A 15,298-nucleotide genomic window follows, 5' to 3' on the forward strand; every position below is an offset into this window, starting at 1 on the left:
GCCTCGTGCCAGGCAGCGCCCGGGCGGCTTGATCCTACGGGCCCGCACCGCGGCGGCCAAACCGCGGCGGATCGCGTGTCGTGAGCGCGGGATAGCCTGGTGAGGTGAACATCCCCACCCCTTCTCCACGTGCCGCTGGCGCGTCACGCGGAGCCTCCGGGGGCGTGGGGCCACCGACTGCGCTCTTCCAGGGGCTGACGCCTCTCGCGGTGCGCATGCGCCCGACCTCGCTGGAAGAGGTCGCGGGGCAGTCGCATCTGCTGCGGGCGGGGTCTCCGCTGGTGACCCTGGCGAATCCGGATGCCGCGGCCCGCGCAGCGACGTCGGTCATCCTGTGGGGCCCGCCGGGCACGGGGAAGACGACGCTCGCGCAGGCGATCGCCCGTTCCTCCGGGCGCCGGTTCGTCGAGCTCTCGGCGGTGACCGCCGGCGTGCGCGACGTGCGCGAGGTCATGCAGGAGGCCTTGACGCAGCGCGATCTGTACGGCCAGTCCACGATCCTGTTCCTGGACGAGATCCACCGCTTCACCAAGGCGCAGCAGGACGCGCTCCTGCCCGGCGTCGAGAACGGCTGGGTGGTGCTCATCGCGGCGACCACCGAGAATCCGTCGTTCTCCGTGATCTCGCCCCTCCTGTCACGGTCGCTGCTGCTGACGCTCAAGCCGCTCACCGACGAAGATCTCGGCATGCTCCTCGACCGCGCGGTCGCCGATGCGCGCGGACTGTCCGGCGCGGTCGTGCTGGGCGACGAGGCGCGCGCCGCGCTCGTTCGCCTCGCCTCCGGCGACGCGCGGCGGGCGCTCACGGCACTCGAGGCCGCAGCATCCCTCGCCCTTCCCGATGAGGACGGCGACGAGGACGACGCCACCACGCCCGAGATCTCGGCCGACAACGTCGCGCAGGCGGTCGACCGCGCGCTCCTGCGCTACGACCGTCAGGGCGACGAGCACTACGACGTCATCAGCGCGTTCATCAAGTCGATCCGCGGATCGGATGTGGATGCCGCGATCCACTACCTCGCCCGCATGATCGAGGCGGGGGAGGACCCGCGGTTCATCGCCCGGCGCCTCATCATCTCGGCCGCGGAGGACATCGGACTCGCCGACCCCCAGGCGCTGCCGATCGCCGTGGCCGCCGCCGACGCGGTGCAGTTCATCGGCATGCCCGAAGGCCGCATCCCGCTCGCCGAGGCGACGGCGTACCTCGCGACGACGGCGAAGTCGAACGCCGCCTACCTCGCCATCGACGCGGCGATCGCCGACGTGCGCTCGGGCGGCTTCGGCCGGGTGCCGATCCACCTGCGCGACGCGCACTACCCGGGGGCGAAGCGCCTCGGTCACGGCAAGGGCTACGTGTACCCGCACGACGCCGAGATCGGCATCGCGCCGCAGCAGTACCTGCCCGACGAACTGCGCGGCCGGCGCTACTACGAGCCGAAGGCGCTCGGCGCCGAGCGCGACGTCCAGGCGCGTCTCGAGAAGATCCGTCGCATCCTCGATGGCGGGTGACCGACCCCTCGTTGACGCACGATATCCCTCAGAGGTAGATTGATATCCCTCAGAGGGATATTCTCCGTGTCATGCCGGGAGGCGCCGAATGCAGTTCGTGATCCTGGGCCTGCTGCTCAGCGGACCGCTCTCGCTCTACGACGTGCAGAAGCGGTTCGCCGCGGGCATCTCACTGTTCTACAGCGCGAGCTCCGGCAGCATCCAGCGCGCTCTGCTGCACCTCGTGGACGACGGCTCCGTCGTCGTCGCCGAGGCCGACGGCAGCCGGCGCGGCCGCAAGGTCCACCGGATCACCGACGAGGGGCGCGAGCGGTGGAGCGCGTGGATGCGGGCGCCGCTCTCGGGAGGAACGGATGCCGAGACCACCGTCCTCGCGAAAGTCTACCTGCTCGGCCTGCTCGAGGCCCCCGAGGATCGGGCGGACGTCGTGCGCGGCATCCGTGAGCATGTCGACGCATCCCGCGCAGCGCTGGAAGCCCTGGCGTCCGAGGTCGACGCGAAGGCTGCCGGGCTCGATGACGCGTCGCGCAGGATCTTCGCGTTCCAGCGCGCGACGCTGGAGTACGGGCTGCGTTCGCACGCACTGACGCGCGAGTGGATCGACGACGTGGGGGAGCAGGCATGAACGGACGACGCCCATGACCGCACCGATCGGCGCCGCCGTCGTCGCGTGCCTCGTGCTGGGCGGTCTCGCCGTCCTGCAGATCTGCGTCGCCGTGGGGGCGCCGTGGGGACGGCTCGTCTGGGGCGGGGCGCACCGCGTCCTGCCGCGCGGTCTGCGCATCGCCAGCGCGGCATCCGTCCTCCTCTACGCCGGCTTCGCCGCGGTGCTCCTCAGTCGGGCCGGAATCCTGCCGGGCGGCGACAGCATCGCCGTACGCATGCTCACGTGGGTGCTCTTCGCCTACTTCGCCGTCGGGATCGTCATGAACGCCATCTCCCGGAGTCGCGCCGAGCGCATCACGATGACGCCTGTCTGCCTGGTGCTCGCAGCCTCGACGCTGGTCATCGCCCTCTCATGAAGGCCCGGCCGCGCGTCTGGTAAGCTTGAGCGGCTCGAAACGCAGTTTTCGGGCATCCCCTCTCTTCCTGACCTACCTTCCGGCATGCCCCGGCGTGCAGTCCGGACAGGGCGAAGACAGGGCGATACGTCCGCGGGCCGTGAAAGACACGGCCGCGTCATCGAAAGGAACACTTCGTGGCAACGAAGTCCCAGGACCGCCGCAAGGTCCGCCTCTCCCGCGCCCTCGGCGTGGCCCTCACCCCGAAGGCCGCCAAGTACCTCGAGAAGCGCCCCTACGCGCCCGGCGAGCACGGCCGCACCAAGCGCAAGCAGGACAGCGACTTCGCCGTCCGCCTCCGCGAGAAGCAGCGTCTGCGCGAGCAGTACGGCATCCGCGAGAAGCAGATGCGCAACACGTTCAACGAGGCCCGCCGCACCCAGGGCCTGACGGGTGAGAACCTCGTCGAGCTCCTCGAGATGCGTCTGGACGCCCTCGTGCTCCGTGCCGGCTTCGCCCGCACGACCGCGCAGGCGCGCCAGCTGGTCGTGCACCGTCACATCCTCGTCGACGGCCAGCTCGTCGACCGCCCGTCGTTCCGCGTGAAGCCGGGTCAGCTCATCCACGTCAAGGCCAAGAGCGAGGGCATCGAGCCCTTCCAGGTCGCAGCGCTCGGCGGTCACGCCGAGGTCCTGCCGCCCGTTCCGGGCTACCTCGAGGTCGAGCTCGACAAGCTCCAGGCCCGTCTCGTGCGTCGCCCCAAGCGCGCCGAGGTTCCCGTGGTCTGCGACGTGCAGCTCGTCGTCGAGTACTACGCCGCGCGATAAGCGCCGCGGTTCGGCAGAACGCGCGTCAGCGCTGCGTCCTAACGAACAAAGCGCGCTAGCGCCGCGGGCGGAAGCGGTGCGAAGCACCGCGTCCGCAATGGGTACAGCGCGCTAAGCAGCAGCAACGCATGGAGGGCGTCGGGGAGACCCGACGCCCTTCGTCGTTTCCGCATACGATGGGGGGATGCCGCGCCCCGGCGGCCCGCGAGGAAGTGGTGACATGAAGAACCTCCTGTGGTTCCTGCTCGGCATCGCCGGCGGTTTCGTTCTCGCCCACCTGGTCAACAAGGACCCGCGCGGCCACGAGATCCTCGCCGACGTCGACGCCCGCATCACGGAGTTCACCGACCGCATGGGCGACGCGTACCGCGAACAGGAGGCCCGCTTCGCCGGCCTCGTCGACGACGTGAGGGATGCCGCCGCCGACGCCGCCTCGAGCGCGCGGGCCGCAGCATCCGACGCCGTCGGGAACGTCGCCGACGCCGTCGACGACGCGGCCCGCAAGATCGCCGACTGAGACGCCGCGGCGCCGCGCCGCCGGCACGCTCGAACCCCGCCAGACTCCCCGAACACGCACGCATTCGCACGCACACGCAAGGACCCGCATGAAGACCGCCGAGATCGCACAGCGCTTCCTCGATTACTTCGAGAAGAACGGCCACACCATCGTCCCCTCGGCATCGCTGGTGACCGACGACCCGGCGCTGCTGTTCACGGTGGCCGGCATGGTGCCCTTCATCCCGTACCTGTCGGGTGACGTGCCCGCGCCGTATCCGCGCGCGGCCGACAACCAGAAGTGCATCCGCACCAACGACATCGAAGAGGTCGGCAAGACCCCCCGTCACGGCACGTTCTTCCAGATGCTGGGCAACTGGTCGTTCGGCGACTACTTCAAGGAAGGCGCGATCCGCTACGCGTGGGATCTGCTGACCTCGCCCGAGGCCGACGGCGGGCTCGGCTTCGACCAGAAGGACCTGTGGGTCACCGTCTACGAAGAGGACGACGAGGCCCACGACCTCTGGCTGAAGCTCACCGACCTGCCCGAGGAGCGCATCCAGCGCCTCGGCAAGGACACGAACTACTGGAGCACCGGTCTGCCGGGTCCCGCCGGCCCCTGCTCGGAGATCTTCTTCGACCGCGGCCCCGAGTACGGCATCGACGGAGGCCCCGCGACCGACGACGACCGCTACGTCGAGATCTGGAACCTCGTGTTCATGCAGTACGAGATCACGAACGTGCGCTCGAAGTACGACTTCGACATCGTCGGCGAGCTGCCGAACAAGAACATCGACACCGGCATGGGCCTGGAGCGCATCGCGTTCATCAAGCAGGGCGTCGACAACATGTACGAGACCGACCAGGTTCGTCCGGTTCTCGACAAGGCGGTCGAACTGTCGGGCCGCACGTACGGCGCGAACCACGACGACGACGTGCGCTTCCGCGTGGTCGCCGACCACGTGCGTTCGTCGCTCATGCTCATGTCGGACGGCGTCACGCCCTCGAACGACGGCCGCGGCTACATCCTGCGCCGTCTCATGCGCCGTGTGATCCGCTCGATGCGCCTGCTCGGCGTCGACGCGCCGACGTTCGAGGTGCTGTTCACGGCATCGCGCGACGCCATGAAGGCCGCCTACCCGGTCGTCGAGACCGACTGGGCCCGCATCTCGCAGTACGCCCTGGCGGAAGAGGCGACGTTCCTGCGCACCCTCGCGGCGGGGGAGTCGATCCTCGACGAGTCGCTCTCCGAGACGAAGGCCTCCGGCGGCACGTCCCTCACCGGCGCCGAGGCGTTCCTGCTGCACGACACGTACGGCTTCCCGATCGACCTGACGCTCGAGATCGCCGAAGAGGCCGGTCTCAGTGTCGACCGCGCGGCGTTCGACGGCCTCATGCAGGAGCAGCGCGCACGTGCCAAGGCCGACGCGCGGGCACGCAAGCGCCAACTGGCCGACACGAGCGTCTACCGCGACCTGCGCGCGCAGGGCGAGACCGTCTTCACCGGCTACACCGACCTCGAGGCGGAGTCGCAGGTGCTCGGCATCCTCGTCGACGGCGTGTCGGTCGACCGCGCGAGCGTCGGTCAGATCGCCGAGGTGATCCTCGCCGAGACCGCGCTGTACGCCGAGTCGGGCGGCCAGGTCGCCGACAAGGGCGTCATCGTCGGACCGGGCTACGAGCTCGAGGTGCTCGACGTGCAGAAGCCGGTGCCGGGACTCATCAGCCACACCGTCGAGGTGTCGACGGGAGAGGTCGGCGTCGGTCAGGCGGCGACGACGGTGGTGGATGCTGCGAACCGCCGCGCCGCCCGTCAGGCGCACTCCGCGACGCACCTGGTGCACGCCGCGCTGCGCGACACGCTCGGAAAGACCGCGACGCAGGCCGGATCACTCAACCGCGCCGGCTACATGCGCTTCGACTTCTCGTGGGGCCAGTCGCTGTCGGACGAGACCAAGACCGAGATCGAAGAGATCGCGAACAACGCGGTGCGCGACAACCTCGAGGTGACCACGCGCGTCCTGCCGCTCGACGAGGCGCGCTCGCTCGGCGCGATGGCGCTGTTCGGCGAGAAGTACGGCGACACCGTGCGCATGGTCGACATCGGCGGCCCCTGGTCGCGCGAGCTCTGCGCCGGCACGCACGTGTCGACGAGCGCCGAGATCGGGCTGATCAACCTCGTCGGGGAATCGTCGGTGGGCGCGTCGAACCGCCGCGTCGAGGCGCTGGTCGGTCTTGACGCCTTCCGGTCGCTCGCGGCCGAGCGCGCCCTCGTGTCGCAGCTCACGACCTCGCTCAAGGCACCGCGCGAGCAGCTGCCCGCGCGCATCGCCGAGCTGCAGGCGAGCCTCAAGGCGGCCGAGAAGAAGATCGCGGCATTCGAGGCCAAGGCCCTCGGCGACCGGCTCCCGGCCCTCGCCGCCACGGCGACGCGGGTCGGCGACACCGTCGTGGTCGCCGAGTCGCTCGGCAACGCCGCATCCGCCGACGACGTCCGCTCGCTGGCGCTGCAGGTGCGCGAGCGCCTCGGCTCCGAGGCCGCGGTCGTCGCGCTCGGCGCGGTCGTGAACGAGCGCCCCGTCGTGATCGTCGCCACCAACGACGCGGCCCGCGCAGCGGGCGCCAAGGCGGGCGTCCTCGCCAAGGGCGCCGCCGGCGTGCTCGGCGGCGGTGGCGGTGGCCGCGACGACGTCGCCCAGGGCGGTGGAACGGATGCGGCGGCTCTGCCGGCAGCGCTGACCTCGGTGAAGGACGCGCTCGGCGCGTGAGCGGCTTCAGGCGCGGCACACGGCTCGGCATCGATGTGGGCAAGGCCCGGGTCGGGGTCGCGAAATGCGACCCCGACGGTCTGCTCGCGACTCCGGTCGAGACGGTGCCGCGTGACGAGGCATCGGTGACCCGCATCGTGGCGCTGTCCGACGAGTATTCGGCGGTCGAGCTCTACGTCGGACTGCCGCTGAACATGCGGGGCGAAGACACGGCGTCGACGCAGGACGCCCGGGACTTCGCTGCGGCGCTGGCGGGGGCATCCGGGCTCCCCGTGCGCCTCGTCGACGAACGGCTCTCCACCGTCTCTGCACACGCGGCACTGCGCAGTTCGGGCAGAACCCAGCGTTCGTCGCGTAACATCGTGGACCAGGTCGCCGCGGTCGTCCTGCTCCAGCAAGCGCTCGACGTCGAGAAGAGCACCGGACGACCTCCCGGAACCCCCGTCCCCCAGGAGCCCGCCTGATGTCCGACTCATCGCCCGACGGCGACGCCGTCCCCCAGTCGCGCCGCGCCGCCCGCGAGGCCGCCGCGCGACAGGCGGCGACGGGGGAGACGCCGACGACGCCGGATGCTCCCGCGCCTTCGGCGCCGGAGGCAGCCCCCGCCGCGCACGCGGCCACATGGGAATCGCTCATCACCGGCTCCACGCCTGTCGTTGGGACCGCTCCCGGAGCGTCCGCTCCCACGGCGCCGTCTGCGCCCGCGCGCCCGGTGGGCGAGCCGGTGCCCGGCAGCGGCTTCCAGCCGGTTCCGCTGCGCACCCCGCGCCCCACGACGCAGCCGATCGACGTCGAATCGCCCGTCGAGGACGATCCCTGGATCTTCGCGTCGGCCGGCGTGAGCCCTGCGATGCCGTACAGCCGCGGAGGCGCTGCCCCCGCTCCCGCGGCCGCGGTGGCTGCGCCGTCGGCCGCGCGCGCCACCCCCCGCGCGCGCGACGAGAACGACGAGCCGTCCGCCCCCTCCGGATCGCTCGAGGACCTCTTCAGCGGATCGGCGTCGACCCACGAGATCGGGCACGCCCCACCGCCGCCGAACAAGAAGCGCCGGCGCATCGGCGGCTGGATCGCCCTCGGGGTCGTGCTGCTGATCCTCGGGGGCATCGCCGCAGGCGGTCTGTACGTGTGGAACACCTACGAGGACAAGATCCGCGAGGTCATGGGCTGGGAAGAGCCCAAGGACTACGAGGCCGGACTCGCCACCGGCGAGACGTTCGTCACGATCTCCCAGGGTGACACCGGGTCACCGATCTCGCAGTCGCTGTACGACGCGGGCGTGATCAAGACGCCCGACGCCTTCTACGACTACCTCATCACGAGCGGCCAGAACCCGACCTTCCAGCCGGGGGTCTACAAGCTGCAGAAGCAGATGACGAGCGAGGCGGCCCTCGCGGCCCTCCTGGACCCCGCGAACAGACAGGAGTTCACCGCGCAGATCCCCGAGGGCTACACGGTGGAGGGCACGCTCGAGCGCATCTCCGAGGGCACCGGCATCCCGCTGGAAGAGCTCACCGCAGCCACCGCTGATCCGTCCGTGTACGGCGTTCCCGTGGATCCGGCCATCGTCGCGGCGGGCGGGCAGCCGCTGGAAGGCTGGCTGTTCCCGGCGACCTACACCTTCGACCCCAGCGTCACCGCGCAGTCGGCCATCCAGACTCTGGTGGACCGCACGATCCAGTCTCTCGACGCCGCCGGCGTGCCGGTGGAGAGGCGTCAGGAGATCCTGACCACCGCGTCGATCATCCAGCGCGAGGCCCGCTCCGAGGTCGACATGCAGAAGGTGTCACGCGTGATCCTGAACCGCATGGACCCGAACAACCAGGAGACGTTCGGACTGCTGCAGATGGACTCGACGGCGCAGTTCGGCTACGGCGAGCTCCATGAGGGTTCCGCGAGCACCTCCGAAGAGGCCCAGTACGACCCGAACCCCTGGAACACCTATGTGCACGCGGGCCTCCCGATCGGACCGATCGCCAATCCCGGCGACGTCGCGATCGACGCGGCCATGCACCCGGCCGACGGCCCGTGGATGTACTTCGTGACGGTCAACATGGAGACGGGCGAGACGATCTTCTCGGCCACCTACAACGAGCACCTGAAGTACGTCCAGCAGATGCAGCAGTGGTGTTCCGAGCACCCGGACTCGGGGTGCTGAGCGCGCACGCGTCGCGTCTGGAGGTCTGGGGCGACCCGATCGCGCACAGCCGCTCGCCGCAGCTCCACGCCGCGGCGTACGACGTTCTCGGGCTCGACTGGACCTACGGACGCCGTCGGGTGAGCGAAGCGTCCTTCGCCGGCGAGCTCGCCGGGCTCGACGACGCGTGGCGGGGCCTCTCGCTCACGATGCCGCTCAAGGGGGTCGCCTTCGCGGCCGCGGCGGTGCGCGACCGCCGCGCCGAACTGACCGGGGCGGTCAACACGCTGCTGCTCGACGCCGACGGCGCCCGCGGTTTCAACACCGACGTGGGCGGCATCGTCCGCACCCTCGCCGACGACGGCATCACGACGGTGCCGTCGGCGCGCATCGTCGGCGCCGGGGCGACCGCGACCTCCGCCCTGGTCGCACTCGGAGAGCTCGGCGCCCGCGAGGTCGACGTGATCGCACGCCGCCCCGAGGCCGTCGCGCCACTCGCCGAGCTCGGCCGCCGCATCGGCATCGCCGTGACGACGACGCCGTTCGCCGCATTCCTTCATGCCGACGTGCCGCTCACCATCGCGACGCTGCCGGGCGACGCACCGGTTCCGGATGCCGCGGCCGACGCCCTCGCCTGCTCCGGCGGCCACCTGCTCGACGTCGTGTACGGACATTGGCCGACCGCGCTGTCTGCCGCGTGGGAGCGCGCGGGCGGCACCGCACGATCGGGACTCGGGATGCTGCTGCACCAGGCCCTGCTGCAGATCCGGATCTTCCGGAACGGCGACGCCGACACGTCCCTCGATCGCGAGGCCGAGGCGCTGGAGGCGATGCGCCAGGCGCTCGGGGAGCCGGCCGCGGCGTAACGGCCCCCCGGGGCGTGGGAGACTGGACCAATGCTCCGCGTGCTCACGGCCGGCGAATCGCACGGCCCCGAACTCGTCGCCGTCATGGAGGGCCTGCCTGCGGGCGTCCCCATCTCCCGCGCCGCGATCCAGGCGGATCTCGCGCGCCGCAAGCTCGGCTACGGCCGCGGTTCGCGCATGAAGTTCGAGGAGGACGAGCTCACGATCTCGTCCGGCGTCGTGCACGGCACGACCCTGGGCAGCCCCATCGCCCTGCGCATCGGCAACACCGAATGGCCGAAGTGGGTCGAGGTCATGAGCGCCGAGCCCGTGGACCTCACGGAGAAGTCGCGCGGACGCGGCGCCGCGCTCACGCGCCCCCGCCCCGGCCACGCCGACCTCGTCGGCATGCAGAAGTACGGCTTCGACGAGGCGCGCCCGATCCTCGAGCGCGCGAGCGCCCGCGAGACCGCCGCCCGGGTCGCCCTCGGTGCACTCGCACGAGCGTTCCTGGCCGAGCTCGGCATCCGTCTCGTCAGCCACACCCTCTCGATCGGGCCCGTGCAGGTCCCCGAGGGCTCCGCGCTGCCGACGCCCGACGACGTCGACGCGCTCGACGCCGACCCGCTGCGCTGCTTCGATGCCGCGACGAGCGCGGCCATGGTCGCCGAGGTCGACGACGCCCGCAAGGACGGCGACACGCTCGGCGGCATCGTCGAGGTGCTCGCCTACGGGCTGCCCCCGGGGCTCGGCTCGCACGTGCACTGGGACCGCCGCCTCGACGCGAAGCTGGCGCAGGCGCTCATGAGCATCCAGGCCATCAAGGGCGTCGAGGTCGGCGACGGCTTCGAGACCACGCGCCGCCGCGGCTCCGCCGCGCACGACGAGCTGTTCGTCGCCGGCGACGGCATCACCCGCTCGAGCGACAAGGCGGGCGGCACCGAGGGCGGCATGTCGACCGGCACCGTGCTGCGCGTGCGCGCCGGCATGAAGCCGATCGCCACGGTGCCGAAGGCGCTCCGCACGGTCGACGTCGCCACCGGCGACGCCGCCTCGGCCCACCACCAGCGCTCGGACGTGTGCGCCGTGCCCGCCGCGGGCGTGGTCGCCGAGGCGATGGTCGCGGTCGTGCTGGCCGACGTCGTGCTCGAGAAGTTCGGGGGCGACAGCGTCGCCGAGACGCGCCGCAACATCGAGGGCTACCTCGCGGCGATCCCCGACGCGCTGCGCAGTGCGGCGGCCAGCGACGCCGGCCTCGCCGACCATGACCTCGCCCTCTGACGCCGTCGTGCTCATCGGTCCCATGGGGGCCGGCAAGACGAGCATCGGCAAGAAGGTCGCGCGCGCGCTGAGCCTTCCGTTCTTCGACACCGACGCCGCGGTCGTGCGCGACCACGGGCCGATCGACCAGCTCTTCGTCGAGCACGGCGAGGCGCAGTTCCGCGCCGCCGAGCGTGCCGCCGTGGTCGAGGGGCTCGCAACCGGCGGCGTCGTCTCGCTGGGCGGCGGAGCCGTGCTGAATCCCGAGACGCGCGCCGACCTCGCCGGGCATCGCGTCGTGCTGCTCACCGTCTCGCCGCGGGTCGTCGCGGGCCGTGTCCGCGACTCGAACCGGCCGTTGCTGCAGGGTGGCGACGACGCGATCGAGCGCTGGAGCGCGATCTTCGAAGAGCGGCGGCCCGTCTACGAGGAACTCGCCGACATCACCTTCGACACGTCCACCGGCCCGCTGCAGGACGTCGTCGACGCTCTCGTCGCGTGGGTGCGCGGCGCCGCCGACCCGTCGGCCCCCACCCTCGACGAGCACAAGGAGCAGACCGCATGACGGATGCCACGACCATCACCGTGCGCGGAGACGCGAGCTACGACATCACCGTGGGACACGGCATCCTGTCGTCCGTCGGCGAGGCGCTGCCGCCCGCCGCGCGCAAGGTGCTCGTGATCCACCCGCCGACCCTCGCCGCCGAGGCGGAGCGCCTGCGCGCACAGCTCATGGCCGACCGCGAGGTGCTGCTCGCCGAGATCCCCGACGCCGAAGCGGGCAAGCGCATCGAAGTGGCCGCTTTCTGCTGGCAGGTCATGGGCAAGGCGGACTTCACCCGCACCGACGCCGTCGTCGGGTTCGGCGGGGGATCGGTGACCGACCTCGCCGGGTTCGTGGCTGCGACGTGGCTGCGGGGCGTCGAGGTCGTGCAGGTGCCGACCACCGTCCTGGGCATGGTCGACGCCGCCGTCGGCGGCAAGACCGGCGTCAACACCGCCGAGGGCAAGAACCTCGTGGGTGCGTTCTGGGCGCCGCGCACCGTGATCTGCGACCTCGATCTGCTCGACGGCCTGTCGCGCAACGAGCGCGTCGCCGGCTACGCCGAGGTCGTCAAGGCCGGCTTCATCTGGGCGCCCGAGATCCTCGAGCTGATCGAGGCCGATCCCGAGAACGCCGTCGACCCGCAGAGCGCCGCGTTCCGTCGCACCATCGAGCTCGCCATCGAGATGAAGGCGCGCGTCGTGGGGGAGGACCTCCGCGAGGCGGGTCTGCGCGAGATCCTCAACTACGGCCACACCCTGGGCCACGCCATCGAGCACGCCGAGCGCTACCGCTGGCGTCACGGCGCCGCGATCTCCGTGGGGATGGTGTTCGCCGCCGAGCTGTCGCGCCTCGCGGGCCGGCTTCCGGATGCCGCCGCCCAGCGCCACCGCGACATCCTCGAGTCGCTCGGACTGCCGACGAGCTACCGCCCCGGCGCATGGCCCCAGCTGCTGTCGACGATGCAGCGCGACAAGAAGAGCCGCGGCGGAATGCTGCGCTTCATCGTGCTCGACGACATCGCCAAGCCCACCGTGCTGCAGGCGCCCGACGAGTCGCTGCTGTTCGCCGCGTACCAGGAGGTCGCGGGGTGAGCACCGTGGTCGTGCGCCGCATCCGCTCCGACGAGTGGCAGGCTGTGCGCGAGCTGCGGCTCGAGTCGACGAGCGATCCCGACGCGAACATCGCCTTCCTGGAGACGCCGGAGCAGGTCGCGGCCCGCGCGGAGCAGTTCTGGCGCGAGCGCGCCGAACTCGCCGCGGGAAGCGAGACCGCCGCGCAATTCGTGGCGGTCGTGGACGACGTGTGGGTGGGCAGCCTCTCCGTGCTCATCCGCGCGACCGGGCAGACCGATCACCTGGGCCGCTTCGTCGACGACCGTCGGGCGGATGTCGTCGGCGTCTACGTCAACCCGGCTCATCGCGGCACGGGAGCGATCGACCTCCTGCTCGCCGCCGCCGCGGAATGGGTGACCTCGCTCGGGCTCACCCGGCTCAGCCTCGACGTGCACCGGGACAACCCTCGCGCCCAGGGGGCGTATCGCCGAGCCGGGTTCGTGCCCACGGGTGAGACGTTCACCAGCGTCATCGGTCCCGAGATCGTGATGGCGCGCCCACTGCCGTGACCACGAAGGGCCCCGCCCCGCTCAGCGGGACGGGGCCTGTGACGGCCGCTGTGCTCAGACGGCCGCCACGAGCTCCTCGCGCTTCTCGGAGCGCAGTCCGAGCTCGGCCGTGGGGATGCTCTTCGACTCGCGTGCCGTGAGGGCGCTGACGGTCGCGATGAGGGAGATCACCGCGGTGAAGACGCTGATGACGACCCAGCCGCCCTCCTGAACGCCGCCCAGCGCCGTGACGATCGACGGGGCGAAGCCCGCCATGAGGAACCCGAGCTGCGTGCCGATCGCCATGCCCGAGAACCGCACGCGCGTGCTGAACATCTCGCCGTAGAACGACGGCCACACGGCGTTCGCGGCGGCGTATCCGAACGAGAAGGTGAGCACCGCGAGCAGGAACGTCACGAACTCGTTGCCCGCCCCCATCGACAGCATGTAGAAGGGCATGAACACCGCCGACGAGAGCGCGCCGTAGATGAACACCGGCTTGCGGCCGATGCGGTCGGCCAGGGCGCCGAACAGCGGCTGCGTGCCGATCGCGACGAGGTTCGCGACGACGACGAGCCAGAGCGTGATGGCGGCGTTGAGTCCCACCTCCACGCCGTAGGCGATGGCGAGGTTGCCGAACACCGTCGAGACGGCGGCGATGAACGCGCAGCAGATGACGCGGAGCACGTCGCGCCAGTGGTCGCGCAGGAGCGGGATGAGCGGCATCCGTGCGATCCGTCCCTCCGCCTTCGCCTGCTCGAACTCGGGTGTCTCGTGGAGCGTCCGCCGGATGAAGAACGCGACGAGCACCACGACCGCGCTCAGCCAGAACGGCACGCGCCAGCCCCACGTGTACTTGATCTCGTCGGGGAGCGCGACGACCGGGATGAAGATCAGCGCGGCGAGGATCTGGCCGCCCTGGGTGCCCGTGAGGGTCCACGACGTGAAGAACGACCGGCGGTCGTCGGGCGCGTGCTCCAGCGTGAGCGACGACGCGCCCGCCTGCTCGCCGGCGGCCGAGAGGCCCTGCATGAGCCGGCACAGCACCAGCAGCGCGGGGGCGGCCCAGCCGATCTGCTCGTAGCCCGGTAGGCAGCCGATCGTGAAGGTCGAGATGCCCATGAGCAGCAGGGTGAACATGAGGACCTTCTGCCGGCCGATGCGGTCGCCGAAGTGGCCGAGGATGACGGCGCCGACGGGACGCGCGATGTAGGCGAAGCCGAACGTCGCGAACGACATGACGAGAGCGGCCTGGTTGTCGGAGGGGAAGAAGACGGTGGGGAAGATGAGCGCTGCGGCGGAGCCGAACAGGAAGAAGTCGTAGTACTCCACGGCGCTGCCCATGAAGCTGGCGACAGCCGCCTTCACGGGAGTCTTCCGCGTCGTTGCGGTGGTGGTCATCGGTCGTCCTTCTCTTGTGAGTGTCACGCCGGCACGGGGTGCGGCGCAACGAGGTCGTGGAAGTGGCGGATCATGCGGTCGGGGTCGGGCTGGTGGCCCGTGATGAGGCGGAAGGCGTCGACGGCCTGGTGGACCGCCATCCTCCCGCCGTCGAGCGTGGCACAGCCGGCGTCGCGGGCAGCGCGCAGGAGCGCGGTGTCGAGGGGCCGGTAGACGATGTCGGCGACCCACAGCTCGGGCCGCAGCAGGTCGGGGGAGAAGGGCATCCCGGGGTGCTCCTTCATGCCGGTCGGCGTGCAGTGCACCAGCCCCGAGGCGGACGCGAGGAGGCCCGGGAGCGCGGCCGTCGTGGCGTGGCCCACCTCGACCGCGTGACGACGCTTCAGGGCGGTCGCGAGCTCCTCCGCCCGTTCGGCGTCGATGTCGACGACCGTCAGGCGGCGGGTCCCGACGCGGAGCAGGGCGTCTGCGACCGCGGAGCCGGCGCCGCCCGCCCCCAGCAGCGTCACGTCGTCGACCGACGCGCGCGGAAGGCCCGTGCGGAACGCCGTCTCGAACCCGGTGGTGTCGGTGTTGTGACCGACGAGCCCCTGGTCGGTGAAAAGCACGGTGTTGACCGAGCCGAGCGCCTGGGCAAGCGGGTCGACGCGGTCGAGGTACTCGAGCACGAGGCGCTTGCACGGGTGGGTGACGTTGAGGGCGTCGAAGCCGAGGCGACGCGCCCACACGAGGATGTCGGGCAGCTGGTCGGGCGCAAGGCCGAGGGTCGTGAGGTCGATGGTCCGGTACACGTAGTCGAGGCCGAGGGCACGGGCTTCGGCCATGTGCATCGCCGGCGTCAGGGAAGGGGTCACGCCCGTTCCGACGAGCCCGACGAGATACGGCGGTGACTGGCTCATGGCACTCCTTCGT

Annotated in this window: 15 protein-coding genes; 13 read left to right on the forward strand and 2 right to left on the reverse strand. The window is 71.2% G+C overall.

The features are described from left to right. The first annotated feature begins 215 nt into the window (after nucleotides 1–215). The 13 genes from ACFC1K_RS14535 (at nucleotide 216) to ACFC1K_RS14595 (ending at nucleotide 13,006) form a co-directional block, all read left to right on the forward strand. On the forward strand, nucleotides 216–1,508 hold the full coding sequence (locus tag ACFC1K_RS14535; protein ID WP_310291780.1) for a replication-associated recombination protein A: 1,293 nt from the start codon (nucleotides 216–218) through the stop codon (nucleotides 1,506–1,508). An 88-nt stretch (nucleotides 1,509–1,596) separates the two neighbouring features. Continuing rightward, nucleotides 1,597–2,133: a helix-turn-helix transcriptional regulator gene (locus ACFC1K_RS14540; RefSeq protein ID WP_375872145.1), complete on the forward strand. Its 537-nt coding sequence runs from the start codon at nucleotides 1,597–1,599 to the stop codon at nucleotides 2,131–2,133. 13 nt (nucleotides 2,134–2,146) lie between these two features. Then, complete coding sequence (locus ACFC1K_RS14545; RefSeq protein ID WP_375872146.1) at nucleotides 2,147–2,530, forward strand: hypothetical protein; 384 nt, start codon at nucleotides 2,147–2,149, stop codon at nucleotides 2,528–2,530. A gap of 176 nt (nucleotides 2,531–2,706) precedes the next feature. Further along, entirely contained in the window at nucleotides 2,707–3,336 is a 630-nt protein-coding gene (gene rpsD, locus ACFC1K_RS14550) for a 30S ribosomal protein S4 (RefSeq protein WP_310290804.1), read from the forward strand. Nucleotides 3,337–3,556: 220 nt separating this feature from the next. Further along, nucleotides 3,557–3,853, forward strand: coding sequence for an ATPase (locus tag ACFC1K_RS14555; protein ID WP_310290802.1), 297 nt, complete (start codon nucleotides 3,557–3,559; stop codon nucleotides 3,851–3,853). An 88-nt stretch (nucleotides 3,854–3,941) separates the two neighbouring features. Beyond that, nucleotides 3,942–6,599, forward strand: coding sequence for an alanine--tRNA ligase (gene alaS / locus ACFC1K_RS14560; protein WP_375872147.1), 2,658 nt, complete (start codon nucleotides 3,942–3,944; stop codon nucleotides 6,597–6,599). Continuing rightward, nucleotides 6,596–7,063: a Holliday junction resolvase RuvX gene (ruvX, locus tag ACFC1K_RS14565; RefSeq protein ID WP_375872148.1), complete on the forward strand. Its 468-nt coding sequence runs from the start codon at nucleotides 6,596–6,598 to the stop codon at nucleotides 7,061–7,063. The genes alaS and ruvX overlap by 4 nt, the downstream gene beginning before the upstream one ends. Beyond that, the gene (mltG, locus tag ACFC1K_RS14570; RefSeq protein ID WP_375872149.1) at nucleotides 7,063–8,754 is read left to right on the forward strand and encodes an endolytic transglycosylase MltG; all 1,692 of its coding nucleotides are present in this window, start codon (nucleotides 7,063–7,065) and stop codon (nucleotides 8,752–8,754) included. Before ruvX ends, mltG begins: the two co-directional genes overlap by 1 nt. Continuing rightward, nucleotides 8,721–9,599: a shikimate dehydrogenase gene (locus tag ACFC1K_RS14575; protein WP_375872150.1), complete on the forward strand. Its 879-nt coding sequence runs from the start codon at nucleotides 8,721–8,723 to the stop codon at nucleotides 9,597–9,599. Before mltG ends, ACFC1K_RS14575 begins: the two co-directional genes overlap by 34 nt. Before the next feature lie 30 nt (nucleotides 9,600–9,629). Beyond that, nucleotides 9,630–10,859, forward strand: a complete 1,230-nt coding sequence (gene aroC / locus ACFC1K_RS14580) for a chorismate synthase (RefSeq protein ID WP_310290793.1) — start codon at nucleotides 9,630–9,632, stop codon at nucleotides 10,857–10,859. Then, entirely contained in the window at nucleotides 10,843–11,403 is a 561-nt protein-coding gene (locus tag ACFC1K_RS14585; RefSeq protein ID WP_375872151.1) for a shikimate kinase, read from the forward strand. Before aroC ends, ACFC1K_RS14585 begins: the two co-directional genes overlap by 17 nt. Further along, nucleotides 11,400–12,476: a 3-dehydroquinate synthase gene (gene aroB / locus ACFC1K_RS14590; RefSeq protein ID WP_375872152.1), complete on the forward strand. Its 1,077-nt coding sequence runs from the start codon at nucleotides 11,400–11,402 to the stop codon at nucleotides 12,474–12,476. The genes ACFC1K_RS14585 and aroB overlap by 4 nt, the downstream gene beginning before the upstream one ends. Beyond that, nucleotides 12,473–13,006 carry a GNAT family N-acetyltransferase gene (locus ACFC1K_RS14595; protein WP_375872153.1) on the forward strand — a complete coding sequence of 178 codons (534 nt, stop codon included), beginning with the start codon at nucleotides 12,473–12,475 and terminating at the stop codon, nucleotides 13,004–13,006. The genes aroB and ACFC1K_RS14595 overlap by 4 nt, the downstream gene beginning before the upstream one ends. Nucleotides 13,007–13,060: 54 nt before the next feature. Here the strand turns inward: ACFC1K_RS14595 and ACFC1K_RS14600 are convergent, their stop codons facing one another. Further along, nucleotides 13,061–14,386 (reverse strand): MFS transporter, encoded by a 1,326-nt coding sequence (locus tag ACFC1K_RS14600; protein WP_310290785.1) that lies wholly within the window; start codon nucleotides 14,384–14,386, stop codon nucleotides 13,061–13,063. A gap of 23 nt (nucleotides 14,387–14,409) precedes the next feature. Next, the gene (locus tag ACFC1K_RS14605; protein ID WP_375872154.1) at nucleotides 14,410–15,285 is read right to left on the reverse strand and encodes a shikimate dehydrogenase; all 876 of its coding nucleotides are present in this window, start codon (nucleotides 15,283–15,285) and stop codon (nucleotides 14,410–14,412) included. Nucleotides 15,286–15,298 lie beyond the last annotated feature (13 nt).

It is taken from the genome of Microbacterium sp. NPDC056057, from assembly GCF_042266945.1.
In the GTDB taxonomy this organism is placed as follows: domain Bacteria; phylum Actinomycetota; class Actinomycetes; order Actinomycetales; family Microbacteriaceae; genus Microbacterium; species Microbacterium trichothecenolyticum_C.

Bases quoted from the DNA above. Each gene is read 5' to 3' on its own strand.
- ACFC1K_RS14605 (WP_375872154.1), bottom strand. From the start codon at position 15,285: ATGAGCCAGTCACCGCCGTATCTCGTCGGGCTCGTCGGAACGGGCGTG.
- aroC (WP_310290793.1), top strand. From the start codon at position 9,630: ATGCTCCGCGTGCTCACGGCCGGCGAATCGCACGGCCCCGAACTCGTC.
- ACFC1K_RS14545 (WP_375872146.1), top strand. From the start codon at position 2,147: ATGACCGCACCGATCGGCGCCGCCGTCGTCGCGTGCCTCGTGCTGGGC.
- mltG (WP_375872149.1), top strand. From the start codon at position 7,063: ATGTCCGACTCATCGCCCGACGGCGACGCCGTCCCCCAGTCGCGCCGC.
- aroB (WP_375872152.1), top strand. From the start codon at position 11,400: ATGACGGATGCCACGACCATCACCGTGCGCGGAGACGCGAGCTACGAC.
- alaS (WP_375872147.1), top strand. From the start codon at position 3,942: ATGAAGACCGCCGAGATCGCACAGCGCTTCCTCGATTACTTCGAGAAG.
- ACFC1K_RS14555 (WP_310290802.1), top strand. From the start codon at position 3,557: ATGAAGAACCTCCTGTGGTTCCTGCTCGGCATCGCCGGCGGTTTCGTT.
- ACFC1K_RS14600 (WP_310290785.1), bottom strand. From the start codon at position 14,386: ATGACCACCACCGCAACGACGCGGAAGACTCCCGTGAAGGCGGCTGTC.
- ACFC1K_RS14585 (WP_375872151.1), top strand. From the start codon at position 10,843: ATGACCTCGCCCTCTGACGCCGTCGTGCTCATCGGTCCCATGGGGGCC.
- ACFC1K_RS14540 (WP_375872145.1), top strand. From the start codon at position 1,597: ATGCAGTTCGTGATCCTGGGCCTGCTGCTCAGCGGACCGCTCTCGCTC.
- ACFC1K_RS14535 (WP_310291780.1), top strand. From the start codon at position 216: ATGCGCCCGACCTCGCTGGAAGAGGTCGCGGGGCAGTCGCATCTGCTG.